Annotated in this window: 23 protein-coding genes; 7 read left to right on the top strand and 16 right to left on the bottom strand. The window is 68.8% G+C overall.

Features of this window, described 5'->3' with window-relative positions; translation table 11 throughout:
- The first annotated feature begins 5 nt into the window (after window positions 1–5).
- The 4 genes from ACWCO2_RS12860 (at window position 6) to ACWCO2_RS12845 (ending at window position 3655) form a co-directional block, all read left to right on the top strand.
- Window positions 6–1433 (top strand): LutB/LldF family L-lactate oxidation iron-sulfur protein, encoded by a 1428-nt coding sequence (locus tag ACWCO2_RS12860; protein ID WP_450127997.1) that lies wholly within the window; start codon window positions 6–8, stop codon window positions 1431–1433.
- Entirely contained in the window at window positions 1433–2080 is a 648-nt protein-coding gene (locus tag ACWCO2_RS12855; RefSeq protein ID WP_450127907.1) for a LutC/YkgG family protein, read from the top strand. Before ACWCO2_RS12860 ends, ACWCO2_RS12855 begins: the two co-directional genes overlap by 1 nt.
- Before the next feature lie 90 nt (window positions 2081–2170).
- A complete protein-coding gene (locus ACWCO2_RS12850; RefSeq protein WP_450127906.1) occupies window positions 2171–3346 on the top strand; it encodes an acyl-CoA dehydrogenase family protein in 1176 nt (391 codons plus the stop codon).
- Between the two features lie 96 nt (window positions 3347–3442).
- Window positions 3443–3655 (top strand): hypothetical protein, encoded by a 213-nt coding sequence (locus ACWCO2_RS12845; RefSeq protein WP_450127905.1) that lies wholly within the window; start codon window positions 3443–3445, stop codon window positions 3653–3655.
- Here the strand turns inward: ACWCO2_RS12845 and ACWCO2_RS12840 are convergent.
- The 3 genes from ACWCO2_RS12840 to ACWCO2_RS12830 are packed head-to-tail and all read right to left on the bottom strand — an operon-like array spanning window position 3652 to window position 6418.
- Window positions 3652–4221 (bottom strand): GNAT family N-acetyltransferase, encoded by a 570-nt coding sequence (locus ACWCO2_RS12840; protein ID WP_450127904.1) that lies wholly within the window; start codon window positions 4219–4221, stop codon window positions 3652–3654. The genes ACWCO2_RS12845 and ACWCO2_RS12840 overlap by 4 nt on opposite strands.
- Window positions 4211–5689 (bottom strand): APC family permease, encoded by a 1479-nt coding sequence (locus tag ACWCO2_RS12835; RefSeq protein WP_450127903.1) that lies wholly within the window; start codon window positions 5687–5689, stop codon window positions 4211–4213. The genes ACWCO2_RS12840 and ACWCO2_RS12835 overlap by 11 nt, the downstream gene beginning before the upstream one ends.
- Window positions 5690–5719: 30 nt before the next feature.
- A complete protein-coding gene (locus tag ACWCO2_RS12830; protein ID WP_450127902.1) occupies window positions 5720–6418 on the bottom strand; it encodes a GPP34 family phosphoprotein in 699 nt (232 codons plus the stop codon).
- Between the two features lie 305 nt (window positions 6419–6723).
- Between ACWCO2_RS12830 and ACWCO2_RS12825 the strand changes: the two genes are divergently transcribed.
- Window positions 6724–8580: an ABC transporter ATP-binding protein gene (locus tag ACWCO2_RS12825; protein ID WP_450127996.1), complete on the top strand. Its 1857-nt coding sequence runs from the start codon at window positions 6724–6726 to the stop codon at window positions 8578–8580.
- Here the strand turns inward: ACWCO2_RS12825 and ACWCO2_RS12820 are convergent, their stop codons facing one another.
- Together ACWCO2_RS12820 and ACWCO2_RS12815 are read right to left on the bottom strand one after the other, a co-directional pair.
- The gene (locus ACWCO2_RS12820) at window positions 8581–9069 is read right to left on the bottom strand and encodes a MarR family winged helix-turn-helix transcriptional regulator (RefSeq protein ID WP_450127901.1); all 489 of its coding nucleotides are present in this window, start codon (window positions 9067–9069) and stop codon (window positions 8581–8583) included. It lies immediately after the preceding gene.
- 68 nt (window positions 9070–9137) lie between these two features.
- On the bottom strand, window positions 9138–10118 hold the full coding sequence (locus ACWCO2_RS12815; protein WP_450127900.1) for a PHP domain-containing protein: 981 nt from the start codon (window positions 10116–10118) through the stop codon (window positions 9138–9140).
- 337 nt (window positions 10119–10455) lie between these two features.
- Between ACWCO2_RS12815 and ACWCO2_RS12810 the strand changes: the two genes are divergently transcribed.
- Window positions 10456–11523: a tartrate dehydrogenase gene (locus tag ACWCO2_RS12810; protein WP_450127899.1), complete on the top strand. Its 1068-nt coding sequence runs from the start codon at window positions 10456–10458 to the stop codon at window positions 11521–11523.
- A 1-nt stretch (window position 11524) separates the two neighbouring features.
- Here ACWCO2_RS12810 and ACWCO2_RS12805 read toward each other — a convergent pair whose 3' ends face one another.
- The 8 genes from ACWCO2_RS12805 to ACWCO2_RS12770 form a co-directional block, all read right to left on the bottom strand.
- Window positions 11525–12862: an amidase gene (locus ACWCO2_RS12805; protein ID WP_450127898.1), complete on the bottom strand. Its 1338-nt coding sequence runs from the start codon at window positions 12860–12862 to the stop codon at window positions 11525–11527.
- Entirely contained in the window at window positions 12786–14525 is a 1740-nt protein-coding gene (gene cydC / locus ACWCO2_RS12800) for a thiol reductant ABC exporter subunit CydC (protein WP_450127897.1), read from the bottom strand. Before cydC ends, ACWCO2_RS12805 begins: the two co-directional genes overlap by 77 nt.
- A 134-nt stretch (window positions 14526–14659) precedes the next feature.
- Window positions 14660–16249 (bottom strand): thiol reductant ABC exporter subunit CydD, encoded by a 1590-nt coding sequence (gene cydD / locus ACWCO2_RS12795; RefSeq protein ID WP_450127896.1) that lies wholly within the window; start codon window positions 16247–16249, stop codon window positions 14660–14662.
- Window positions 16246–17022: a cytochrome d ubiquinol oxidase subunit II gene (locus tag ACWCO2_RS12790; RefSeq protein ID WP_450127895.1), complete on the bottom strand. Its 777-nt coding sequence runs from the start codon at window positions 17020–17022 to the stop codon at window positions 16246–16248. Before ACWCO2_RS12790 ends, cydD begins: the two co-directional genes overlap by 4 nt.
- A 10-nt stretch (window positions 17023–17032) precedes the next feature.
- Entirely contained in the window at window positions 17033–18298 is a 1266-nt protein-coding gene (locus tag ACWCO2_RS12785) for a cytochrome ubiquinol oxidase subunit I (protein ID WP_450127894.1), read from the bottom strand.
- Between the two features lie 112 nt (window positions 18299–18410).
- Window positions 18411–19076 (bottom strand): response regulator, encoded by a 666-nt coding sequence (locus ACWCO2_RS12780; protein WP_450127893.1) that lies wholly within the window; start codon window positions 19074–19076, stop codon window positions 18411–18413.
- A complete protein-coding gene (locus ACWCO2_RS12775) occupies window positions 19073–20227 on the bottom strand; it encodes a sensor histidine kinase (protein ID WP_450127892.1) in 1155 nt (384 codons plus the stop codon). Before ACWCO2_RS12775 ends, ACWCO2_RS12780 begins: the two co-directional genes overlap by 4 nt.
- Entirely contained in the window at window positions 20224–20421 is a 198-nt protein-coding gene (locus ACWCO2_RS12770) for an ABC transporter permease (protein WP_450127995.1), read from the bottom strand. The genes ACWCO2_RS12775 and ACWCO2_RS12770 overlap by 4 nt, the downstream gene beginning before the upstream one ends.
- A 668-nt stretch (window positions 20422–21089) precedes the next feature.
- Here ACWCO2_RS12770 and ACWCO2_RS12765 point away from each other — a divergent pair.
- Window positions 21090–22175: an AI-2E family transporter gene (locus ACWCO2_RS12765; RefSeq protein ID WP_450127891.1), complete on the top strand. Its 1086-nt coding sequence runs from the start codon at window positions 21090–21092 to the stop codon at window positions 22173–22175.
- Window positions 22176–22219: 44 nt separating this feature from the next.
- On the opposite strand, the gene ACWCO2_RS12760 is transcribed toward ACWCO2_RS12765, so the two are convergent.
- From ACWCO2_RS12760 to ACWCO2_RS12750, 3 genes are all read right to left on the bottom strand, one after another.
- Window positions 22220–22465, bottom strand: coding sequence for a three-helix bundle dimerization domain-containing protein (locus ACWCO2_RS12760; RefSeq protein ID WP_450127890.1), 246 nt, complete (start codon window positions 22463–22465; stop codon window positions 22220–22222).
- A gap of 251 nt (window positions 22466–22716) precedes the next feature.
- Window positions 22717–23451 carry an SDR family oxidoreductase gene (locus ACWCO2_RS12755; RefSeq protein WP_450127889.1) on the bottom strand — a complete coding sequence of 245 codons (735 nt, stop codon included), beginning with the start codon at window positions 23449–23451 and terminating at the stop codon, window positions 22717–22719.
- Between the two features lie 77 nt (window positions 23452–23528).
- A complete protein-coding gene (locus ACWCO2_RS12750; protein WP_450127888.1) occupies window positions 23529–23966 on the bottom strand; it encodes a cupin domain-containing protein in 438 nt (145 codons plus the stop codon).
- Window positions 23967–24304 lie beyond the last annotated feature (338 nt).

Below are 24304 nucleotides of genomic sequence, written 5' to 3'. Positions count from 1 at the left end.
TGGGCATGCCCGCGTTCCCGCAGGCGGCCAAGCAGGAGCTGGCCAACTCGCAGCTGCGGCACAACCTCGCCAACGCCACCTCCACGATCCGGCACAAGCGCGCCGAAGTCGTCGGCGAACTGGACGACTGGGCGCAGCTGCGCGAGGCGGGCGCGGCGATCAAGACCCACACCCTGTCCAACTTGGACACCTACCTCGAGCAGTTCGAGGAAGCGGTCACCGCCTCCGGTGGCACCGTGCACTGGGCCCGCGACGCCGAGGAGGCCAACCGCATCGTGGTGGACCTGGTGCGCGCCACCGGGGAACGCGAAGTCGTCAAGGTCAAGTCGATGGCCACCCAGGAGATCGAGCTCAACGAGGCGTTGCAGGACGCCGGGATCGACGCCTGGGAGACCGACCTGGCGGAGCTGATCGTCCAGCTAGGACACGACACGCCGAGCCACATCCTGGTGCCCGCGATCCACCGCAACCGCGCGGAGATCCGGGAGATCTTCCAGCAGGAGATGGGCAAGGTCGGCACTCCCGCCCCGGAGGACCTCACCGACGAGCCCGCCCGGTTGGCCGAAGCGGCGCGCCGCCATCTGCGGGAGAAGTTCCTGCGGGCCAAGGTCGCCGTCTCCGGCGCGAACTTCGCGGTCGCCGACACCGGCACGCTGGTCGTGGTGGAGTCCGAGGGCAACGGCCGGATGTGCCTGACGCTGCCGGAAACGCTGATCAGCGTCGTCGGGATCGAGAAGCTGGTGCCGAGCTGGCAGGACCTGGAGGTCTTCCTGCAGCTGCTGCCGCGGTCCAGCACTGGCGAGCGGATGAACCCCTACACCTCGACCTGGACCGGCGTCACGCCCGGCGACGGACCGCAGCAGTTCCACGTGGTGCTGCTGGACAACGGCCGCACCAACGCCCTCGCCGACGAGATCGGCCGCCAGGCGCTGCGCTGCATCCGTTGCTCGGCCTGCCTGAACGTGTGCCCGGTCTACGAGCGCACCGGCGGCCACGCCTACGGTTCGGTCTACCCCGGTCCGATCGGCGCGGTGCTGACGCCGCAGTTGCGCGGCATTACGTCCGAAGTGGACAAGTCGCTGCCTTATGCCTCCTCGCTGTGCGGGGCTTGCTACGACGTGTGCCCGGTCGCGATCAACATCCCGGATCTGCTGGTGCACCTGCGGACCCGCGTGGTCGAGGAGCACAGCGGCTGGCAGTCGAAGCCGATGGACGCGCTGATGAGCCTGGCGTCCTGGGTGCTGGGCGATGCCAAGCGGTTGGGCGCCGCGCAGAAGGTGGCGTCGTTGAGCCGGAAGGTGATCGGCCGCAAGGGCACCATCGGCCGCCTGCCTCCGCCGCTGTCGCGGTGGACCGATGCGCGCGATGCACCGGCGCCGGCGGAAGAGTCTTTCCGAACCTGGTGGGAACGCAACCGAGGGGGCGATGCGTGATGAGCGCGGGCAGTTCGGCACGTGCGGAGATCCTGGGCCGCGTGCGCTCGGCCCTCGCGGGCACCGAGCGGACGTCGCCGGAGGACGTCCCGCGGCGCTACCGGGAACACCGCCCGGCGGACGATCTGGTGGGCATGTTCTGCGAACGGGTCGCCGACTACCGGGCCACTGTGGACCGGGTCGCGCCGGGCGAGCTCACCGCCGCGATCGTGGCCGCCGCGCGCGGCGTCGGAGCTCGCAGAGTGCTTGCCCCAACTGGGGTACCACAGGCGTGGTACGAGGCCCTGAACAGCGAGTTCGAGCACGTGGAGGACGGAGATGGCATCGACACGACCGGCTTGGAGCGCGTCGACGCGACGATCACCACAGCCGTGGTGGGCATCGCCTCCACCGGCACCATTGTGCTCGACCACGGTCCAGGGCAAGGACATCGAGCGGTGACCCTGGTGCCGGACGTGCACATCTGCGTGGTCTTCGAGTCGCAGGTCGCCGACGACGTCCCGGAGGGACTGCGGCGACTCGACCCGACGCGGCCGATGACCTTCATCAGCGGCCCGTCCGCCACCAGCGACATCGAGCTCAACCGCGTCGAAGGCGTGCACGGACCGCGAACCCTCCACGTCCTGGTCACCCCGGATACGCGTTAGGAATTAACTAACAGCTGCGGACCACGTGGCACTCCCCTGCTGAATTGCAGGCACACTGATCACCTAGACGTGTGACTGAAGGAGTCGATCGTGGAGGCCGACGCGCCGTTGGAGTCGCAGCCGGACGTCGTCGCGCGAGCGGCGGCATTGCACGATCAGCTGGCGTCGCATCGCGACGAAGGCGAGCAGCGGCGCCAGCTGGCCGGCGAGACGATCGCAGCGCTGGACGGGGCGGGCTTGTTCCGCGCCTGGGTTCCGCGCCGCTTCGGCGGTTCCGAACTCGACATGCGCACGCTCGTCGACGCCACAGCGGAGATCACCAAGGGCGATGCGTCGGCGGGCTGGCTGGTCATGATCCTCGGCTGCGGCGACTGGCTGACCGGGCTATTCCCGGACAAGGCCCAGCAGGAGGTCTTCGGCCCCGACCCGGACACCAAGATCTGCCAGGTCCTCACGCCGAAGACCCGAGCCCGCCGGACCGACGGCGGCTGGCTGGTCAGCGGCAGGTGGGCACCGGCCTCCGGCTGCCTGCATTCGGAGTGGGCGATGCTCGGCATGGCGCTGCCGGAGCATGGCGCCGCGTTCGGCCTGGTGCCGATGCGCGAGCTGAGCATCGAGGACACCTGGTTCACCCTCGGCATGCGCGGAACCGGCAGCAACATGCTCGTCGGCGAGGACGTGTTCATCCCCGATCACCGGGTGATGCACCGCGGTCCCGCGACGCGCGGCGAGTTCCCCAGCGCCGAGAACGACTCCCCGAGGTACCGGACCGCGCTGGTGCCCACGCTGGCCACCGTCCTTATCGCGCCGATGCTCGGGATGGCCGAACAGGCCCTGGAGCACGTGGTTTCGCACGCCGGTCGGCGGTCCATCGCGTTCACCAGCTACGAGCGCCAGCTCGACTCGACCGGTTTCCAGCTGGCGGTGGCCGACGCTGCCACCAAGATCGACGCGGCGCGGATGATCGCGCACCAGTCGGCCGCCGCCGTCGACGGACATGCACGTGCCGGAACGCATCCGGACCTGCTGGAGCGCGCCCGGATCCGACAGCACTCCAGCTTCGCGCTCCAGCAGTGCCGGGAAGCCGTCCAGGCACTGGTGAACGCCTACGGAGCGGGAGCGATGTCGGAGCGGGATCCGCTGCACGCCATCGTCCGCGACATCGAGACGGCGTCCCGGCACGCACTCGCCCACCCGGCGTCCAACGCCGAGATCTTCGGCCGCGCACTCCTCGGCATGGAACCGGGGATCACCGAGATGATCTGAGCACCTCCCTCACCACACGATCAAGTGACACCGGGAACCGATGTTCCGGGCGCACCGGTCGTAGTGGTGTCGATCACTTCTGGAGGGAGTTTCGTTTTGCCAGACATCAGGGTTCGGCTGCGGGGTGGCCCGCACGACGGGCACGAAGTCAACGCGCCGGCGGACGATTCGGGAAAACCGATCCCGCGGATCACGCTGCCGGCCCGCGCCCGCAATGCCCAAGCCGTGCCACCCCAACTCGCCTACGAACGCGGCCGCCGAGGCCCAGACGGAACCTGGGAGTTCAACTACGTCGGCACCGAAACCTAGGACTCCGCGTCGCGCCACATCGGGTACATGGTGGGGCCGTCGTGCGGGAGGATCATCGGAGTGCCGATGTCTCGGAAGCCCAGGCGCAGGTAGAGGTTCCGGCTGCGGGTGCTGCTGGCCTCCAGATAGGACGGTTGACCTTCGGCGTCCCACCTGGTCACGGCTTTTCGCAGTTCTCGGCCGCCGATTCCGGTGGACTGCACCGACGGGTCGACCGCGACCATCGCCAGGTACTGGTGCGGTTCCGTCGGGTGGTTGGCGGCGGTGAGCTCGCCGAACTCGCGGAAGCGCGCCGTGCGCGGACCGGCGAGTTCGGCCAGGCGGCGTTCGCCTTCCTCGTCGAGGATGCTCGGCGGTCCGTGATGGCCGTCGAGCCAGACCTGCACCGCCAGGCCTTCGGCGCCGACGATCACCTCGCCGTGCTGCTCCGCGTGCTGCAAGACCATGCCGAACCAGTTGCGGTACACGTGGTGGCGCTGCTGCTGGTCCGGTAGCAGCCAGCAAGCGAACTCGTCGTCGCCGAAGGCACGCAGCAACGTCCGGACGCATACGTCCTCATCGGACACCCGCGGCCTCCTTCCCCAGCTGCACGGCCGCAGCACGCGCACCCAGGCCGATGCGCGCGTACGCCCACGGGCGGGTGCGTTTCAGGACCGCACCCCAGGTCGCGCCAAGCGCGAACACCACCAGGAAGCCCAGCGGAAGTGCCCACGCGGCCGGGTCGCCGTCCTCGACGCCGAGCACCGTGCCGAACGAGATCACGGTCAGCAACAGGACCACGGCCAGCACCAGCGCCGCGATCGCGGGCGCGACCAGGGTTCGCCAGCGGCTGTGCTCGTGGTCCCGGTTGCTCAGGAAGTAGCCGAGGACCGCCACCGAGGTCAGCATCACCAGCGACAGCACCCCGAGCGCGCCGGCGGAAGCGCCCCAGAAGAACAGGTAGGTGATCGGGTCGATCCCGGTGACCGCCACCAGCGCCACCACGACGATCGAGATCGCGGTGGTGGTCAGCGAACCCGCCGCCGGGGCCGCGGTGCGCGAGCTGGTGGTGCCCCACCAGCGCAGGCCGACGCCTTCGCGGCCCAGCGCGAAGAAGTAGCGGGAGCAGACGTGGTGGAACGACAACATCGCGGCGAACAGGCTCGTGACGTACAGCGCCGAGCCGATGGTCACCAGAGTGCTCGGCAGGCGCTGTGCGGCGAGCACGAAAAGCAGTTCCGTGGAGTGGGTTTCGGCCTGCGAGACTATGTTGCCCGGTCCGGTAGCCACTGTCATCGCCCACGTCGACAGCGAGTACAGCCCGCCGATGACCACCAGCGAGATGTAGGTCGCGTAGATCACCGTGCGCGGGTTCTTCGCCTCTTCGGCCAGCACGGTGGAGTTCTCGAACCCGATGAAGCCGGTGAAGGCGATGACCAGGATGACCCCGGCCGCACCGGTCATCAGCTGCCCGGGGTTGAGCGTGTCCAGCACGACGCCAGCCGGGGACGGCGCCGAGACGAACGACGTGTCGTAGATCAGGATGATCGCCACCTCGGCCAGCAGCAGCACGCCCAGCACCCGGCCGTTGACGTCGATGCGCAGCACGCCGAGCACCGCTACCGCGGCCAGACCGCATCCGGCGAACACCCACCACGGCACGGACGCTCCGCTGACCTGGTGCAGGAAGTCCGACGCCCCGACGCCGAGACCGCCCGCGAGGCTGACCAGGATCATCAGGTACGACACCAGCGCCACCGCGCCCGCCCCGGTTCCGGCCACCCGGCCCAGCCCCTTGGCGATGTAGGCGTAGAAGGCACCGGCGTTCTCCACGTGCCGCGACATCGTGACGTAGCCGATCGCGAACAGGCCGAGGACCAGGGCTATCGCCAGGTAGCCCAGCGGGATCCCGGTCACCCCGGAGACCGCGAAGCCGCTAACCGCTCCCCCGCCGACGACGGTTTCCGGTGCAGCCGCGGCGACCGTGAAGAACACGATCGACGTGACACCCAGTCGAGCGCGGGCCAGTGCGGCGGACACTTTGGACGGTGGCAACAGCTCGCTCCTTCGCGGGGTTTGCGGAATCTAATGTCTGGGCGTGATCGCCGACTGGCCGCGCGCGGCGGCGACTTCGGCAATCAGGTTGCGCAGCGGGCCGGGAACGCGCTTCTGCCAGGACTTCATCCGGAAGTCGCCTTGCCGCGCGACGTTCTTGGGCAATCGCACGTTGCGGACCACCCCAGTCTCGCGCGCCAGCAGCGCGAAGGTGATCTCGGCGAGGCGCTCCGGCACGGTGATCATGCCGTTGCCAGTAGCTGTCTCAGCGCTGGTGAACAGCAGCTCCAGCACGGCTTCCGGGCTGGTCACGCCGGTGTCGGCCAACCGCCACGCCGAGGCCGTGCCACCGCGCCAGCCAGCCGAGACCGGCACTTCGCGCAGCACGTCGATGATGACCAGCCGGGCGCGGACCTTCTCCGCGGCGGCCTGGCCGAGGTAGTCCAGCCAGGTGCGCAGGTCGTGGCCGGGCTCCTCGCGGATCTCGCGCAGGACCGCCCAGGACAGGAAGTCCGGGCAGCGCCCCCGGCCGCTGGGCCGCACGTTGGGCGTGACCGCGATCTCCTCTTCCAGGATCAGCTCGGCGAGCAGCCCGGCAGCGCACCCCAGCGACACCAGCGCGCTGTCCACCCTCGGCGAGATCCGCTGCCCTCCGGTGTGCGCGGCCAGGAAGAACCGATCCGCCACCCGCAGCGGGATGCGGGTGGCATCCAGCTCGGAAACCGTCACCGGCCACCCCCGGCCGAAGTGCCGCTCAACACCCACTCGCTCCCATCCGAGCCGTCACTGCCCCCCAAACCTGCCCCCGCGCCGAATTCGGAAAGTGCCCGAGACAGCGCACAGAGTAACGTACGCGAAGGTTTGTTCAAGTTTTCCGCCCGCGCGAGCCGCTGCGACACCCGGGTGATGTTCCTCGCGGGAATCGGACATCGTCCGGCGGTGTTGACTTCGACCTAACGCGAAGTCTGAGGATGTCATCAACGCTCAGCGCGCTTTTTGGAGGGGTTGTGGACACAACGGTGAGCTGGCAGACGATGCGCTCGTACGCCAGCGATGGATCGGTGACCAGGCAACGGCTGTCACCCGGGCTGGCTCGGCGCATCTTGCGCTACGCCCGGCCGTACCTGCGCGACATCGTGCCGTTCCTGGTGCTGGTCATGCTCGCCGCAGTGCTCGGCATCATCAACCCGCTGCTGTTCAAGGCCATCATCGACGACGGCATCGTGCCGCGGAACATGTCGCTGGTGGTCTGGCTGTCGGTCGCGGTCGCCGGGGTCGCGCTGCTGGACGCCGTGTTCTCGCTGCTGCAGCGCTGGTACTCCGCGCGCCTCGGCGAGGGGTTGATCTACGACCTGCGCTCGGAGGTCTTCGACCACGTGCAGCGAATGCCGGTGGCGTTCTTCGTCCGCGCCCAGACCGGGGCGCTGGTCAGCCGGCTCAACAACGACGTCATCGGCGCGCAGCGGGCGCTGACCAGCACGTTGTCCTCGGTGGTGTCCAACGTGCTGAGCCTGGTGCTGGTGCTGGCCACCATGTTCACGCTGTCCTGGCAGATCACCCTGATCGCGCTGGCGCTGCTGCCGCTGTTCCTGCTGCCGGTGCGCTGGATCGGGCGGCGGTTGCAGCGCATCACGCGGGAGCAGATGAAGGTCGACGCCGAGATGAGCTCGTTGATGACCGAGCGCTTCGGCGTGGCCGGGGCGATGCTGGCAAAGCTGTACGGCCGCGCCGACGAGGAGGCCGCGCAGTTCTCCGCGCGAGCCGCGCGGGTGCGCGACATGGGCGTGATCTCGGCGATGTACAGCCGGGTGTTCTTCGTGGCGCTGACGCTGCTGGCCGCACTGGCCACCGCGGTGGTGTACGGGCTGGGCGGCGGTCTGGTGCTGACCGGGGCGCTGCAGCTCGGCACCCTGGTCGCGCTGGCCACCTTGCTGACCAGGCTCTACGGTCCGCTGACCGCGCTGTCGAACGTGCACGTGGACGTGATGACCGCGTTGGTCAGCTTCGACCGGGTCTTCGAGGTGCTGGACCTGCGCCCGATGATCCAGGAGAAGCCGGACGCCGCCGAGCTGCCCGCCAACGCCTCCGACGTGGAGTTCGACCACGTTTCCTTCCGCTACCCGGCCGCCAGCGAGGTTTCGCTGGCCTCGCTGGAGTCGGTGGCCCGGCAGGACAACTCGCCCGCGCACGACGTGCTGCACGACATCTCCTTCCACGCCGAACCGGGTCAGACGATCGCGCTGGTCGGGCACTCCGGCGCGGGCAAGACGACCATCACCAACCTGGCCGGGCGGCTCTACGACGTTGACTCCGGTTCGGTGCGCATCGGCGGCGCCGACGTCCGCGACGTCTCGCTGACCTCGCTGTACCGCACCGTCGGCGTGGTCACCCAAGACCCGCACATGTTCCACGACAGCATCCGCGCCAACCTGGCCTTCGCCCGGCCCGAGGCCACTGACGAGGAGCTCACCGAAGCGCTGCACACCGCACAGCTGGGCCACCTCGTCGCGACGCTGCCCGAAGGCCTGGACACCGTGGTCGGCGATCGCGGCTACCGGCTCTCCGGCGGAGAAAAGCAGCGGCTGGCGATCGCCCGCCTGCTGCTGAAGGCGCCGCCGGTCGTGGTGCTGGACGAGGCGACCGCGCACCTGGACTCGGAATCGGAGGCAGCGGTCCAGGAGGCGTTGCGAACGGCGCTGTCCGGGCGGACCGCGCTGGTCATCGCACACCGGCTGTCCACGATCCGCGAGGCGGACCGGATCCTGGTCATCTCCGGCGGACGCATCGCCGAGGACGGCACGCACGCCGATCTGCTGGCCCGCGACGGTCTCTACGCCGAGCTCTACCGCACCCAGTTCGCGCAGCAGGCGGACACCGAAGAAGCCGCTTGATCACTCCTGGGGCGGGGCCGTGATGAGCTCACCCTCGGGGTCCAGGTGCGCCAGTATCGCCGTGCACAGCACGTTGAGCTGGCGCATCTGGGCGTCGGTGAGCCCGTCGAAGATCAGGTCGCGGACCTTCTCCACGTGCCCCGGGGCGGTCTCGACGACCTTCTCGTAACCGGCGTCGGTGAGCTCGGCTACGTTGCCCCGGCCGTCGCTGGTGGCGCGCTGCCGACGCACCCAGCCCTCCTTCTCCAACCTCGCGATCACGTGCGAGACCCGCGACGGCGAGGCGTTGGAGCGCGCCGCCAGCTCGCTCATCCGCAACGCGCGGTCAGGGTGTTCGGAGAGCATCGCCAGCACCCAGTAGCCGAAGTGGGTCAGCCCGGAGTCCCGTTGCAGCTGCCCGTCGAGCTGGGCCGGGATGACCGTCATCAGCGTGGCCAACTTCCGCCACGTGCACTGCTCCTCGCCGCTGAGCCATCTGGGTTCGGTCACCCCGCCAGCATACGCCCGAAATGTTTGAATATTCATCTAAATGTTGCTGTTCGATCTCTTGAACGTGATCAGCGCAACTGGTCGGCGGTGCGCGTGTTGAGCACCCGGTCCGGGGTCACTCCGCACTCCTGCGCGCGGGCGCAGCCGTAGGACAACCAGTCCAGCTGGCCGGGCGCGTGCGCGTCGGAATCGATGCTGAACAGGCAGCCGGTGTCGACGGCGAGGCGGATCAGGTCGTGGGGCGGGTCCAGCCGGTCCGGGCGGGAGTTGATCTCGATGGCGACACCGTTGTCCCGGCACGCCTGGAACACGGCGGTCGCGTCGAAGGTCGACTGCGAGCGCTTCTTCTCCCCGATCAGCCGGCCGGTGCAGTGTCCGAGCACGTCCACGTGCGGGTTGGCCACCGCCGAGCACAGCCGTCGGGTCATCTCGGCGGAGGCCATCCGCAGTTCGGAGTGCGCGCTGGCCACCACCACGTCGAGCTGGGCCAATAGCTCTTCCTCCTGGTCCAGCGAACCGTCGGAGAGGATGTCGACCTCGATGCCGGTCAGGATGCGGAACGGGGCGAGGCGCTTGTTGAGCTCGGCGACGACGTCCAGCTGCTCGCGCAGCCGGTCCGCCGACAGGCCGCGGGCCACCTTCAGGCGCGGCGAGTGGTCCGTCAACGCTATCCACTCGTGGCCGAGGTCACGGGCCGTGGCGGCCATCTCGGCGATCGGGCTCCCACCGTCCGACCAGTCCGAATGCGAGTGGCAATCGCCGCGCAGCGCAGCCCGCAGTTCCGAGCCGCGCTCTGGGACGTCCACTTCGGATCGAAGCCGAGCCAGGTATTCGGGGGTCTCGCCGCGGTGGGCTTCCTCGATGACGGACGCGGTCGTCCTGCCGATGCCCTCCAACGCCGTCAACCGCCTCGACGCCACCCGTTCGTCCAGGTCCGGCAGCTCGTCGACGACCGCGGCCGCGCGCCGGAACGCCCGGACCCGGAAGGTCGGCGCATCGGCCCGTTCCAGCCAGAAGGCGATCTCGCGCAGTGCCCGTGCCGCATCCACGCGCTCATTCGTAGTCCCTTCCCTGCCGTGATGCCACCGACGATTCGCGCTAAAGCCTGTTTCCAAACTCGTTTTGCGTTGCGGTGCAGGTAGCGGAACCTCAGCGCCCGCCTGACTCCGGGATCTCCTCCTTACGTATGGCCAAATACACGGCGTCGGAGCTGTCCTCGCCAGACGAACGCTGAGAACCCGCGGCGGTGCCAGCGTCGAGGGTGGGCTAAGCGGCTGCGCCGCTTCAAAGACAAAGACCACAGATAGGTGCTCAGCTCTTGGCCCGCCGCATGCGCGGGCGTTAGATGACCACCGGGAACGTGATCTTCGAGGGACGAGGTGGAGAGTGCAGCAGTACGAACTCGCGGTGCTGCCCGGTGACGGGATCGGCAACGAGGTCATGCCCGAGGCGTTGCGCGTGCTCGACGTGGTCGGCGCGAAGTACGGCGTGCGGTTCGCCTACCAGCACTTCGACTGGAGCTGTGAGACCTACAAGAGCACCGGCGCGATGATGCCCGCCGACGGGCTGGACCGGTTGCGCGACCACGACTCGATCCTGCTCGGCGCGGTCGGCTGGCCCGGCGTGCCCGACCACATCTCGCTGTGGGGCCTGCTGCTGCCGATCCGGCGCGAGTTCGACCAGTACGTCAACCTGCGGCCGGTGCGGTTGCTGCCGGGTGTGACGCCGCCGGTGCGCGACAAGCAGCCCGGCGACATCGACTTCTGGGTGGTCCGGGAGAACACCGAGGGCGAGTACTCGCAGCTGGGCGGCCGGCAGGGCGAGGGCACCCCGACCGAGATGGTGCTGCAGACCGCGGCCTTCACCCGGCACGGCACCGACCGGATCATGCGCTACGCGTTCGAGCTGGCGCGCCAGCTCGGCAAGCCGCACGTCACCTCGGCGACCAAGTCCAACGGCATCTACCACTCGATGCCCTACTGGGACGAGCGGTTCGCCGCGATCGCCGCGGAGTACCCGGACGTCACCGTCGACCAGGACCACATCGACATCCTGTGCGCCCGGTTCGTGATGTCACCGGAGCGCTTCGACGTGGTGGTCGCCAGCAACCTCTTCGGCGACATCCTGTCCGACCTCGGGCCGGGCGTGACCGGCACGATCGGGGTCGCGCCGTCGGGCAACATCAACCCCGAACGCACCTACCCGTCGACGTTCGAGCCGGTGCACGGTTCCGCGCCGGACATCGCCGGGCGGGGCATCGCCAACCCGATCGGCCAGATCTGGTCGGCGGCGATGATGCTGGACCACCTCGGCCTGACCGAGGCCGGTGCCGACGTGGTCAGCGCGATCGAACGCGTCCTGGCCGACGAGACGGCCCCGCGCACCCCAGACCTCGGCGGCAAGGCGACCACCGAGGACCTGGGCAAGGCGATCGCCGAGTCCGTCAGGGGCTGAGTCAGCCGGCGATCCGGGCGGCGACGGCCAGCAGGACGTCCTCCGCTCCGGGGCGGCTGATGAGCTGGAGACCGACCGGGAGCCCGCCGATGGCGCCCGCGGGGATCGACACCGCGGGCGATCCGGCGAGGTTCCACGGTTTGGTCAGCCCGATCAGCGCACCGCGCACGTTCACGTCCGTCCCGTCTACGGTGATCTCGCGGCGGTCGATCTCGGTGGCGACGACGCAGGTCGTGGGCATCGCGAGCAGGTCGACTTCGGACAGCAGCTCGTCGACGTCGCTGCGCCACTGGTCACGCGCGGCCAACGCGCGCACGTGCTGCCAGCCCGCGGTCCGCGCCGATTCCCGCAGCCGTCCCAGGACGTCGTCGGTGAACAGCTCCGGGTTCTCGGCCACCCGCTCGGCGTGGTTGGCGTAGGCCTCGCTGAACTGGATGCCCAGGAATCCGCGGTGCACGACCTCCGGATCGCGGATTCCGACGTCCTGCACCGGGATTCCGCTGGTCTCCAGCACGGCGCGGGCGATCCGGGTGACCTCCGGATCCGTCGGGTGCAGCGAGTTCGGGTCGATCCACCCGATGTTCGCGATGTCGCCGCGTTCCCGGCTAGCTGCTTCGCGCAGTCCGGCCAGGACTCGGTAGCCGGTGCGGCAGTCCTGCGGTGTGCGGGCGAGGACTCCGACGTGGTCCAGCGACTGCGACAGCGGAAACACCCCGCCGGTCGGGATCGCTCCGTACGCCGGTTTGAAGCCCACCACCCCGCACAGCGCGGCCGGGATGCGCACGGATCCGCCGGTGTCGGTGCCCAGCGCCAGCGGCACCATCCCGGCGGCGACCGCAGCGCCACTTCCTCCGCTGGAACCGCCGGTGATGCGGGTGGGGTCGTGCGGGTTCCGGGACGGGCCGTTGTGCGCGCTGTCGCCAGTCGGGCCGAACGCGAACTCGTGGGTGGTGGTCTTGCCGACCAGCACCGCGCCGCCGGCACGCAGCCGCTGCACGCATTCGGCGTCCGATGTGGACACGTGGTCGGCGAAGTGCGCCGAGCCCATCGTGGTGGGCAGTCCGGCGACCTCGATGAGGTCCTTGACCGCCACCGGGATGCCGTGCAGGGGTCCGCTATCCTGGCCTTCGGCCAGTTCGGCGTCGGCCTTCTCCGCCGCCTGCACCGCACCTTCGCGGTCGACGGTGACGAACGCGTTGAGCTCGGTGTCGAACTGCTCGATGGCGTTCAGCGCGGCTCGGGTGAGTTCGACGGCGCTGGTCTCACCGGCGCGCAGCTGTTCGGCGAGTTCGGTGATCGTGTGGTCGCTGAAGAACCCCGATGGGCTGTGCCGGCTCAACGTTCGCGCACCCCTCTCCCGATGATCGCCGCGGCGCGGCGTCCGGCTCATCCTGCGCTGGGATCGCGAAGTCCGTCAACGCTTCGGCGTCCCACAAATCCCGGAACGGCCCCGGAATCGCCACCAGGTCCCGGTGGGGTCCGCGCTGCACGATCCGCCCAGCGTCGAGTACCAGGATCTCGTCGAACTGGGCGAGGCAGGCCAGGCGGTGCGTCACGACGATCGTGGTCCGCCCGGTCCGGGTGCGCAGAACGCAGGTCAGGACCTCGTCGGCGAGCTCCGGCTCCAGCGCCTCGGTCGGCTCGTCGAGCAGCAGCACGTTCGGCTCGGAGAGCAACGCTCGGGCCAGCAGGAGGCGTTGGCGTTGGCCGCCGGAGAGCGGTTGCCCGGCTTCGCCGACGAGCGTGTCGAAACCTGCTGGCTGGCAGCGGATCCAGTCGAGGAGTCCGGCCTGCTCCGCCGCCCGTTCCAATGGGGCCTGGTCGGCGTCCGGGGCCGCGAGCAGGAAGTTCTCGCGGATGGTGGCGCTGAAGACGTGCGCATCCTGCGTCACCGCACGGGTTTCCGGTCGTTCGACTCGGCCGGCCGACGGCGGTACGAGTCCGGCCAGGACGCCGAGCAGGGTGCTCTTGCCCGCTCCGCTGGCACCGACGACGGCGACCGTTCGGCCGGGCTCGACGGTCAGATCCACGCTGCTCAACGCCGGTCGGTCGTAGCGCACCGAGACGTCGTGGAGCGCGAGGTTCTGCGAGTTGGGCTTCGGCAGCGCGATCGGGGGCTCGGCCAGGAGTTCCGTGATGCGCCGCAGTGCCGGGAAGTGTTCGGTCCAGCGGCGGGCGGCATCGGTCAGCGGGAGAACGGTTTCGAATGCCGCCAGCGCGAGGAATCCCACCACGGCCGCTCTCGTCTGCGGCACACCGGCGAGCAGAGCCACCCACGTCACGCCCACTGCCGTCATGCCCTGCACCAGGACACCGGCCGCCAACAGCGCACTCGAGTTGCGGGCCGCTGCGCCATCGCGGCGCCGCATCCGCGCGGCGTGCTGTTCAGCGCGTACCACGGCGGCGGGAACTGCGCCGAAGGCGGCCAATTCCCGTGCGCCGTCCACGAGATCTCCGGCGGCGACGGCAAGTTCGGCTCGATCTGCGGCGGTGCGGTCACGACGGTGCGACGCGAGCACCGGCAGCACCAACGCCGCGACCAGCAGGCCCGCAGCCAGCACGACACCGCTGGCCGGGACCACGATGGTGCAGGCGATGACCGAGCCGGTGGCGACGACCAGCGCGATCGCGGCCGGGGACAGGCAGCGCAGCAGCAGTTCCTGCACGCTGTCGACGTCGGAGACCAAGCGGGACAAGGCATCCCCGTCGCGCAGTGCCGGCCGTCCCGTCCTTGCGCGGAACACCTCCGGGCGCAGCCGTGCGACCACCCGCAGCGCGGCGTCGTGCCCGGCCAGGCGCTCCAAGTAGCGGAACGCGCCGCGGGCCAGCGCGCAGGCGCGGACCCCAACAATGGCCAGGCTCAACGCCGACAGCGCCGGTTGTTCGGCTGCGCGAGTGATGAGCCAGGCCGCCAGCGCCATCAGTCCCACCGCACACAGCTCGGCGATCACTCCCGCAGCCACTGCGGCCAGCAGCCGCGGCCAGCGGAACAGCGCCAGCACTGTTCCGCCTCTCCACGATTCACAGTGGTGGTTGCGTACGGGATCAAACTCGCGTTTCGCGGTTTCTTGTGGCTGGGTTGCGTCACGGTCCCCTGAGGTGCGGTCGAGCAGAACTCGGGTTGACACAGGACTACTCATCCCGCCACCTCCACCGATCCGCTGCGCAAGCGGATCACACGGTCCACGGCTGCCAGCAGCGCTGGGCGGTGCGCCACCACGATCGCGGTCCGGCCGTGCAGCACTTCCGCGGCCGAGGCCGTCAACGCCGCTTCGGCGTGCAGGTCCAGGCGTGCCGTCGGCTCATCCAGCAGCACGATCGGCGCATTCTTGAGGTAGGCGCGGGCGATCGCGACGCGCTGTCGCTGACCGGCTGAGAGTTCAGTGCCCCGGTCGCCGAGCAGCGCCTCGTAGCCCGCTGAACGTTGCTCGACGAACTCCGCTGCGTGCGCGGCCTCCGCGGCCGCTTGGACTTCCGCTATCGAAGCATCGGCCGCGCCGAGCCGGATGTTGTCCGCGATCGTCCCGGCGAACAGGTGCGGGTGCTGCGGCACCCACGCGACCTGGCGCCGCCAGTCGTCCAGATCGAGTTCTCGCAGGTCAACGCCATCCACCAGGACGCGCCCGGAAGTCGGCTGCACGAACCCGAGCAGCAGGTGCAGGACCGTGGACTTGCCTGCGCCGCTGGGCCCGACCAACGCGACCCGCTCCCACTGCCGGACCACGAACGACACGCGGTCCAACACCGGGTCCTCATGTCCGGGAAAGTGCACGCTCACATCCTCGAAGCGGATCTCACCCGCAACAGCGCGCTGTGTCCCGCTCGGCTCGGCGAGTGGCTGGTCCAAGACCTCGAAGACCTGCTCAGCCGCTGCCATGCCCTCAGCAGCGGCGTGGAACCGGGTGCCGAGCGCCCGCAGCGGCAGCAACGCCTCCGGCGTCAGCAGCAACACCACCAGAGCCGTGGTCAGGTCCATGCCGCCGGACAGCAACCGCAGGCCCACCGGCACCGCGACCAGCGCAACCGCCAGCGACGACACCAGTTCCAGCACGAACCCGGACAGGAACGCCACCCGCAACGCCCGCATCGTCGCCGAGCGGTGCTCGTCGGCCATCCGCTGGATGACCGCTTCCTGGTGCTCAGCCCGACCGAACACGCGCAGCGTGCTCAATCCGGCCAGCACGTCCCGGAAGTGCCCGCCGAGCCGTTGCAGGTGCGCCCACTGGTGCGTGGTCACGTCCTTGGTCCGCAGTCCGATCAGCGCACCGAACAGCGGGATCAGCGGAATGGTCAGGGCGACGATCAGCGCCGATGGCCAGTCCACCAGTCCCAACCGCACCAGCACGATCGGCGGCACGAGCACCGCGAGCGCCAGTTGCGGAACGACTCCGGTGATGGCCGGCTCCAGAGCGTCGATCCCCTTGGTGACCAGGGTGCTGAACGCCCCGCTCGACCGCTGCCCCGCGGCACGTTTGAACAACGAGCTGCGCAGATCAGCCTTGAGATCCGCTGCGGCGCACTGAACGACGGCACTGCTGCACCAGGTCGTACCCGCGCGCAACGCCACGGCACCGGCGAGCCACGGCAGGTAGCCGGGATCGAGCTCGGCGATGGCGCGCGCGAGCAGATCGGCCTGCGCGATGATCAGCCCGGCCTGCACCAGCGCGAGCAGCACCACCGCGATACGGGTTCGCCGCGCGACCAAGCCCAGAAGTCGTTCGTTCACAGGTACGACGGCCTTTCCACGCGTGCCCGGAACGTCCACCACACGCCCGCTTGCGCGGCGATCAGGACCGGCGTGAGCACCAGCAGCGCGGGCAGCAGCAGTTCGAGCGTGCCCGAGTCGGCCGCGTTCTCCGCCAGCGGCAACCGGAATCCGACCGCCAAGCACAGCAGCGCCATCACGCCGGCGGTGAGCGCGAATCCCGGCCATTCCCCGCAACGCCCGAACAACGCACCCGCCCGCTGACGCGGCGATCCGGTCAGCCGGAGCCGGGCGAAGGCCAGGCCGTGCAGGGCGAACAGCGTCGCGATCGCGACTGCCGCCAACGCCGCGCCGGGCCCGGTGGCGACCTCGTGGATCTGGCCCGCGAGCAGTCCGGCGAACATCCAGCCCCAGCTCAGTGCCACTCCCCAGCTGCCTCCGATGACTGCCGCATCGCACACCGCCCACCACGCACGGGCGTCCACCCGCCCCCGCAGCCACAGCCCCATGTCCCGCACGATCCAGCTGGTCAGCAGCAGGACCACGGCCGGGAACAGGCCGGTGAGCAGTTCGCCTTCCAGCACGGGGAAAGAACCGACCAGGATTCCCGCGGTCGCCACCAGCCACACCTCGTTGCCGAGGAAGAACGGGGCGATGGCAGTGATCACCAGACGCCGTTGCCGAGCGTCCCGCCCCAGCACAGGGAGCAGCATTCCGACGCCGATGTCCGCGCCACCCAGCAAGAAGTAACCGAGGGCGAACACGCCCAGCACAGCGATTGCCAGCAGTTCCACGTCTCGCTCCTCACAGCGCTGCGGTCATCGGACGGGGTTCTTCGGGCGCCCGACCCAAGGCGACCGCATCAGGCCCGCGGACGGCTTGGCGCAGCAGCAGCCACCAGTTGATCACCAGCAGCAGTCCGAAGAGGACGGTGAACACCAGCAAGGACGTCCGCATCACCGTCGGGGACACGTCGGAGACCGCGTGCTCGATGCGCAGGACGCCGTTGATCACCCACGGCTGACGGCCCATCTCGCGGAACACCCAGCCCGAGACCATCGAGATGAAGGGCAGCGGGATGGCTGCCACCAACACCATGTGCCACAACCGGAATCGCTGCACCACCGGCCTGAAGAACGCGAGCAGCACGCTGGGGCCGAGCAGGTAGAGCAGCAGTGCGAAGGCCAGCAGCATCACGAGACCGCCCGCCCTGACCCAGGCCTCTGGCGGCACGTAGTCGCCGGGACCGAAGCGGGCGACCTGATCGGCTTGCAGAGCAGCGATCTCCGCACCGGCCTGACCCCAGACCGCGGACTTCATCGGCTGCACCGCATTGATCTGATCGAACTGCAACCCGCCGAACGTAGCCGCGACGAACAGCGCGGGCAGCGCGGTGAACAGACCGATGCGCAGCGACTTGGTGAACAGCTCCACCTCGGCCGTCCGGCGGAACAGGTGCAGCGCGCTGATACCGGCCAGGAAAACCCCTGCCGTCAACAGGGATCCGCTCAGGATGTGCCAGAACGCGGTGGTCGCGGACGCGTTGGTCAGCACCGCCCAGGCATCGGTGAGCCGCAGCTGGTCACCGGAACGCTCGTAGCCGACGGGGTTCTGCAGGAAGCCGTTGGTCACCAGGATCCAGTACGCCGAGGCGTAGGCGGTGAGCGCGACGACCCAGATCAGCCCGAGGTGCACCCAGCGGTTCAGCCTGCCCCAGCCGAATATCCACAGCCCCAGGAACGTCGACTCGATGAAGAACGCGACCAGCGCCTCCATCGCCAGCGAGGATCCGATGACGTTGCCGGCCGCGTGCATCAGCCCGCTCCAGGCGAGCCCGAACTGGAACTCCATCACCAGCCCGGTGACGATGCCGACCGCGTAGTTGATCACGTAGAGCTGACCCCAGAACCGGGTCATCCGCTCGTGCACCGGATTCCCGGACAGCGTCGCCGCGGTCTGCACGCACGCCACCAGCGTCGCCAGCCCGATGGTCAGGGCGACGAACAGGAAGTGGCCACCGGCGGTCAGGGCGAACTGCAGCCGCGCCAGATCGAGGGTCTCGGGATCCATGCCCACAAGCCTGGCGTTGGAGCCCTGATCGGACGTCCGGCGGCGGAGGACACTTCGGATACCGCGCCAGTTGTCCCCTAGGGGCGCTCCCCTACACCCGGAGTTGCGTCGCTCAGGTCAGCCAACCAGGAGCGATCAGGGCCGACTCGTAGGCCAGCACCACCAGTTGCGCCCGGTCGCGCACCCCGAGCTTGCTCATGATCCGACTGACGTGGGTCTTCGCCGTCGCCGGGCTGAGCACTAGGCGCGCGGCGATCTCGTCGTTGGACAACCCGCACGCCACCTGCACCAGCACTTCCCGCTCGCGGTCGGTCAGCGACGCCAGTCTGGGGCTGGGCGCGGGCCGTTCGCTCCGCGTGGCGAACTCGGAGATCAGCCGCCGGGTGATCGCCGGGGCCAGCAGCGCATCGCCGCGCGCCACCACCCGGACCGCGTGGATCAGCTCGGTCGGTTCGGTGTCCTTGACCAGGAAACCGCTGGCTCCGGCGCGCAACGCGGCGTAGACGTGATCGTCCACGTCGAAGGTGGTCAGGATGATCACCTTCACCGCGGCCAGTCGCGGGTCGGTGCAGACCCGCCGCGTCGCCTCCAGGCCGTCCAGGTCGGGCATCCGGATGTCCATCAGCACGACGTCGGGGCGCAGTTCGCCTGCGCGGTACACCGCCTCGGCACCGTCGGCGGCCTCGCCGACGATCTCAATGTCGTCCTCACCCGCCAAGATCGACCGAAATCCAGCGCGCACCAGCGTCTGGTCGTCGGCCAACATCGCGCGGATCACGGAGCATCCCGCCACGGCAGGCGAGCTCGCACATGGAAGCCTCCAGTCGGAAGGGCATCGGCGGCGAACTCCCCGCCCAGCGCCCGCGCGCGCTCGTCCATACCGCGAATCCCGTTGCCCCGCTGGGCGTTCTGCTCCGCCACTGCCGTCCCATCGTCGTCGATCTGCACCCGGACATCCTGGCCGGAGTAGCTTATGCGCACGAAAGCCGTGCGCGCGTCGGCGTGTCGGGTCACATTGGTCAGCGCCTCCTGCACGATCCGGTACCCGGCGAGATCGACTTCCGGCGGCAGCGGCCGGACCTCGCCATCGACCTCGACGTGCACCGTCAATCCGGTGGCGCGGGCTTGCGCGACCAAGTCGTCCAGCCGGTCCAGCCCTGGCGCGGGTGCGGTCGGCGCGGCCTCGTCGACCTGCCGCAGCACGCCGAGCGTGGCGCGCAGGTCGCGCAGCGCGTCCTTGCTGGCCTGCTTGATCGAGGTCAGCGCCGGTCCGGCCTGCTCCGGATCGGCGTCCAACCGGTGCAGCGCGGCACCGGCCTGCACGTTGATCAGGGAGATGTGGTGGCCGAGCACGTCGTGCAGCTCCCGCGCGATGCGCAACCGCTCCTCGCTGGCCCGCGAGCGCGCTTCCTCCTCCTTCTCCCGCTCCACTGCCCGCATCCGCTCATCCGCTTCGTGCAGGTAGGCCCGCCGGTTGTGGACCAGACCGCCGATCGCGACCGCCGCGACCAGCCAGCCGGCCAACAGGTAAAGCGAGGTGTCGTCCAGGTGCCGGACTCCGCTGCTCAGCTCGCCGTAGCCGACGAGCAGCATCGCCACCACCGCGAGCAGGACTGCGACCGCCGTGCGCCCCTCAGCGGCCACCGTGAACAAGGCGACCGCGAAGGCCAGCGTCAGCGGACCGTCCAGCGAGCTGAGCGGGTAGTAGACGGCGCACCCCACCAGCGTCACCAGCGCGACCGGAACGGGGAACCGCCGGCGGAACACCAACACCGCGCAGGTGCCGAGGATCAGCACCACGTCGAGCGGCCGGAGAACCCCTTGCTCGAGCGGGAACCTCAGCAGTCCGGTGAGCAGCACCGCCGCAGCGATCAGCGCCGCCAGCACCACGTCGACGACGGTGCCGGGCACTCGCTGGAAAACGGTCATGCCCGGAACAATAAGCGTTCTCCGGATCGCTTCAGCATTCCGCGCGCGACGATCTCCAGCGCGACCAGGATCGCCACCGACTCCACCGCGAGCAGCGCCACCAGCACGTACAGCTGCACCACCCCGGCCTGCACCGGTGTCGCACCGCCGAGCAGCATCCCGACGAACGCGCCGGTGAAAGTTGAATCAGAGATGGGTCGTCCGTGGGTGCGTTTTCGCAGTTCAGAGGCTGTTCAGCTCGGCTCTGACGGCTGATCTTGTGTGCTGGCGCGGTCAATTCCGCATACCTCGTAGACTCTAGTGGGTTCGTGATTCTGTTTTCTTTACGCGGGCTTGATTGATCTTGTTGTTGCAGATCTCGGTGTTGGCCACCTCTAAACCGGCCGCCCGTTCCTCGTCCCGCAGCAGCGCCTTCCGCTCGCCCCACGAGCACGCAAGCAGGCGTGTAGGCACCCACTCCTCCAGGCCTTGGAGCTCATCCTCTTCGTACCGGACCCGACACTGACGACCACGGACAGGACCCACGAACGTCACCTTCGTAAACGAGTTGCCCGCTTCCCGGTGCCGCGCTGAAGTTGCGGTCCTCGCCAAGTCTGACGACGCCAAAGGCTGGGAGCGGCGCGGAGTAGGAGCCGCCTGCGGTGCAGCCGAGAGCTACCTTTGTGCACGGGAGAGGATTCGAAGCGCTTGGGTGCGTGCGGGCCGACCTGACTTGTACGCGCGGTGATCCTTTGTTACGGGTGGGAGGACGACGGTGTCGACAGATTCCACCGCAGAGCCCGCCGACGGCGACGGGCATGGTGATGTTGCGGGGCCCTCTCGTCGAGGAGCGGGGCACTCCGAGACGCCGGATGAGGAGCCGGTGGCCGACGCGGCGATGGCGGCGAGGCCAAGCAGCAGCGAGCAGCCGACGCAGCCGGGACCTCTTGCCCGGCGCTCGCCTTTCGTCACAGGCATGACCGCGGCGGCCGGCGTGGCGGTGACTTACGGCGTCGTCGAGTTGATCATTGCTGCACGGCAGGTCTTGATCCTCGTCGGGTTGGCGTTCTTCGTGGCGATGAGCTTGGAACCAACAGTGGCGTGGTTGGTGCGACACCGGTTTCCGAGATGGACTGCGGTGTCGGGTGTGCTTGTCATTGCTCTGGGCGTCGTGGCCGGATTCCTCGCTGCGGCGATCCCGCCTCTGATCACTCAAGCCCGCCAGTTCGCCGTGCAGGTACCGGGATACCTGCAGAGCCTGCAAGACCCGCATTCCACGCTCGGACGCCTCAGTGCCCAGTTCGAGGTTCAACAGCGCGTGCAGCAGTTGCTCAGCGGACAAGGCGCAACGCTCGCGCAGGGACTGCTCGGGGCGGGACAGCTGCTGCTCGACCTGATTTCCGGAGCTGTCGTGGTCGCAGTGCTCGTGGTGTACTTCCTCGCGGCAATGCCGAGCATCCGGCGAGCGCTGTACCGGCTGGTGCCCGCAGACCGGCGCCCTCGCGCCATCTTGATCGGCAATCAGATCTTCGATCAGACCGGCGCGTACCTGCTCGGCAATCTGATCACCTCGTTGATTGCCGGTACGGCCGCCTTCGTCTGGCTGGTGATCTTCGGTGTGCCGTTTCCGCTGTTGCTGGCAGTGCTCGTCGCGCTCCTGGACCTGGTTCCGGTAGTCGGCACGATCACCGCCGGTGTGATCGTTTCGGCGGTGTCCCTGACCGTGTCGGTGCCGGTCTTGTTGGCCACGGTGGGCTTCCTCATCGTCTATCGCGTCATCGAGGACTATCTGCTCGTACCGAAAATCATCGGCCGGACCGTGCAGGTGCCTGCCGCCACCACAGTCATCGCCGTCTTGCTCGGCGCGACTCTGCTGGGAGTGATCGGCGCGTTGATCGCCATTCCCGTGGCTGCAGTGATCCGGCTCCTGCTGCGCGAGTTCGTACTGCCCCGCCTGGACCACACGTGACGACAGCGAGAAGCTACGCAGCCGGGCCGGGATTTCGCTCAGGTTCATCTGGCGAGCAGTCGACGGCCGATGCCCCCGGACGTGGCGGCTCCCGATAAGTGGTGCTGTGCCCGTCGTCGGATCAGGATGGGCAGGTAGTTCGCCACCTTCGCCGAGGGCACGAACTCGGCCGCGGCGGCCTGCACCGCCTTTGACACGTGCGCCCGCGGCGTGGTCGGGAACATGCGGAAGAGTTCCTCGTTCACCAAGGCGAGCTCACGCTCGAGCCATTCGTGATCAATGGTGGCCACGCGCGCCCCCCAATTCACAAAGCAGGATCCCAAGGCACCCGGGTGCCGCCCAGGGCAGGAAGACCTCCGCGACGGACGGAAGACGGCTGGTGACGTAATGCATCCCGCTCGACCGCACAGCCCGCGAAGCTCTACGAACATGGTTTTGCGAACGCGTGAATTGGCCGGGAGCCAACAATCCCAGCACTGTGGCTCAACCGCCGCAGCGGATGGCTGAACGTCCACAGCATCTGGGGCATCATCGAGCCTGGTCAGCGCGCGAGCCACTCCCGATAGGTGGTCTTGGCGATGACGGCGTCGTCCTTGGCGATGAGGACGTCGCGCGGGACGGCGGCGAACATGCCGGCGCTGTTGTCGGTGACGACGGCGCGATGGTCACCACGGGCGGCAAGAGTGATCTTGCTCAGCTCGTCGAGCGTGAAGACCTCGGGGCCGGCGACGTTGCGGGTGCCCTGCAGCGGGTCGCCCAGGCTGACGTCGGCCACGGCCCGGGCGACGTCGGCCGCGGCCATGGGCTGGACGGGAGTGGCGGGCAGGCGGACGGTTTTCTCGTCGGCGGTCCAGGACAGCACCGCGTCGATGAACTCGAAGAACTGCGTGGCGCGGACGATCGAGTACGGCACGGGGCCAGCCTTGAGGATGTCCTCCTGCAGTACCTTCGCGCGGTAGTAGACCAGGCCCGGCACCTGGTCGGCGCCCACGATCGAGAGGATGACCGCGTGGCCGACGCCGGCGGCCTTGGCTGCCGTCAGCAGGTTGTCCATCGTCTTCTGGAAGAACTCGAGCGAGGCTTCGTCGAAGGTCGGCGAGTTCGTCAAGTTGACGACGACGTCGGCCTTGTCCAGCGCTTCGGGCAGGCCTTGCCCGCTGAGCAGGTCCAGACCGGTGGACGGCGAGTGCGGTACCGCCTCGTGCCCACTGGCGTTCAGGATCTTGACCACCTGCGAGCCGATGAGCCCGGTACCGCCCATGACAGCGATCTTCATTGTCTGACCCTCCTCGTTCTCGAAGATGAGATGCCCAGGCCTTCAGCACGACGGGTGCGATGAAGCTGAGCTTGTGGTCAGGCTGTGCGCGGGGCCCGGCGGTCCTTGCGCTGGTCGAGTTCTTCCTCGTCCACCAAAGTGAGCATGGGTTTGCCCGGTTCGCAGAGCATGGTGACGGTGAAGCGCACCGGGGCGTCGTCGCGGTTGTTGCCGTCCTGGTAGTGGATGACGTCGCCACCTGGCTCCCAGAACGCCTCCCCGGCCCGAACGACACGCGCCGGCTCACCCTCGACCTCGAACACCATCTCGCCGTCCAGCACTAAGCCGAACGCCGGTCCGGGGTGCCGATGCGGAGGGGTGCCAGGGTCGCCCGGTGGGAACTCGACGACGACGGTCGTCGCGTGTGCACCCGCCGGGATGAAGGGAGGCTCCGCCTCCTGCACCATGGTGATCGCCGACTGCCACGCGTTCGATCGTGGCTTCTGCCTGTCGTTCGTCGACTCGATGTCCGACATGAAAACCTCGCCGAGGAATGGGACGCGGAGGAATCCGCTCAGCCCTAGGATCGGACAGCGCGCGGGTTTTGACACCTCACTTGGTCGTGATTCAACAGGCCTGCCCCGGGAATGACTGATGTCACGCCAAAGCTCAGGCACAGGCGCTGACGCCATGGCCGGCATGCCGTTGGCGGCGGGGCATCAACGTAACTGGGTGGTTACGTTGCGATGCTGGTTTCGGTGGTGAGGCGGCGGGCGGTGTGGCGTCCGGTGGCGTTGGACCACTGGATGTTCCGGCCGGCGAGGCGGGTGGCCATGAGGCGGATCATCGCGAGTTTGATCATGTTTTCGGAGTT

This window comes from Saccharopolyspora sp. NPDC002376 (assembly GCF_053593195.1).
This window is presented reverse-complemented; position numbering and strand designations above follow the sequence as displayed.

Excerpts from the sequence above, each read along its gene's own strand:
- ACWCO2_RS12860 (WP_450127997.1), top strand. The coding sequence starts at position 6 with ATGCCCGCGTTCCCGCAGGCGGCCAAGCAGGAGCTGGCCAACTCGCAG.
- ACWCO2_RS12825 (WP_450127996.1), top strand. The coding sequence starts at position 6,724 with ATGCGCTCGTACGCCAGCGATGGATCGGTGACCAGGCAACGGCTGTCA.
- ACWCO2_RS12855 (WP_450127907.1), top strand. The coding sequence starts at position 1,433 with ATGAGCGCGGGCAGTTCGGCACGTGCGGAGATCCTGGGCCGCGTGCGC.
- ACWCO2_RS12775 (WP_450127892.1), bottom strand. The coding sequence starts at position 20,227 with ATGACCGTTTTCCAGCGAGTGCCCGGCACCGTCGTCGACGTGGTGCTG.
- ACWCO2_RS12755 (WP_450127889.1), bottom strand. The coding sequence starts at position 23,451 with ATGAAGATCGCTGTCATGGGCGGTACCGGGCTCATCGGCTCGCAGGTG.
- ACWCO2_RS12785 (WP_450127894.1), bottom strand. The coding sequence starts at position 18,298 with ATGGATCCCGAGACCCTCGATCTGGCGCGGCTGCAGTTCGCCCTGACC.
- ACWCO2_RS12750 (WP_450127888.1), bottom strand. The coding sequence starts at position 23,966 with ATGTCGGACATCGAGTCGACGAACGACAGGCAGAAGCCACGATCGAAC.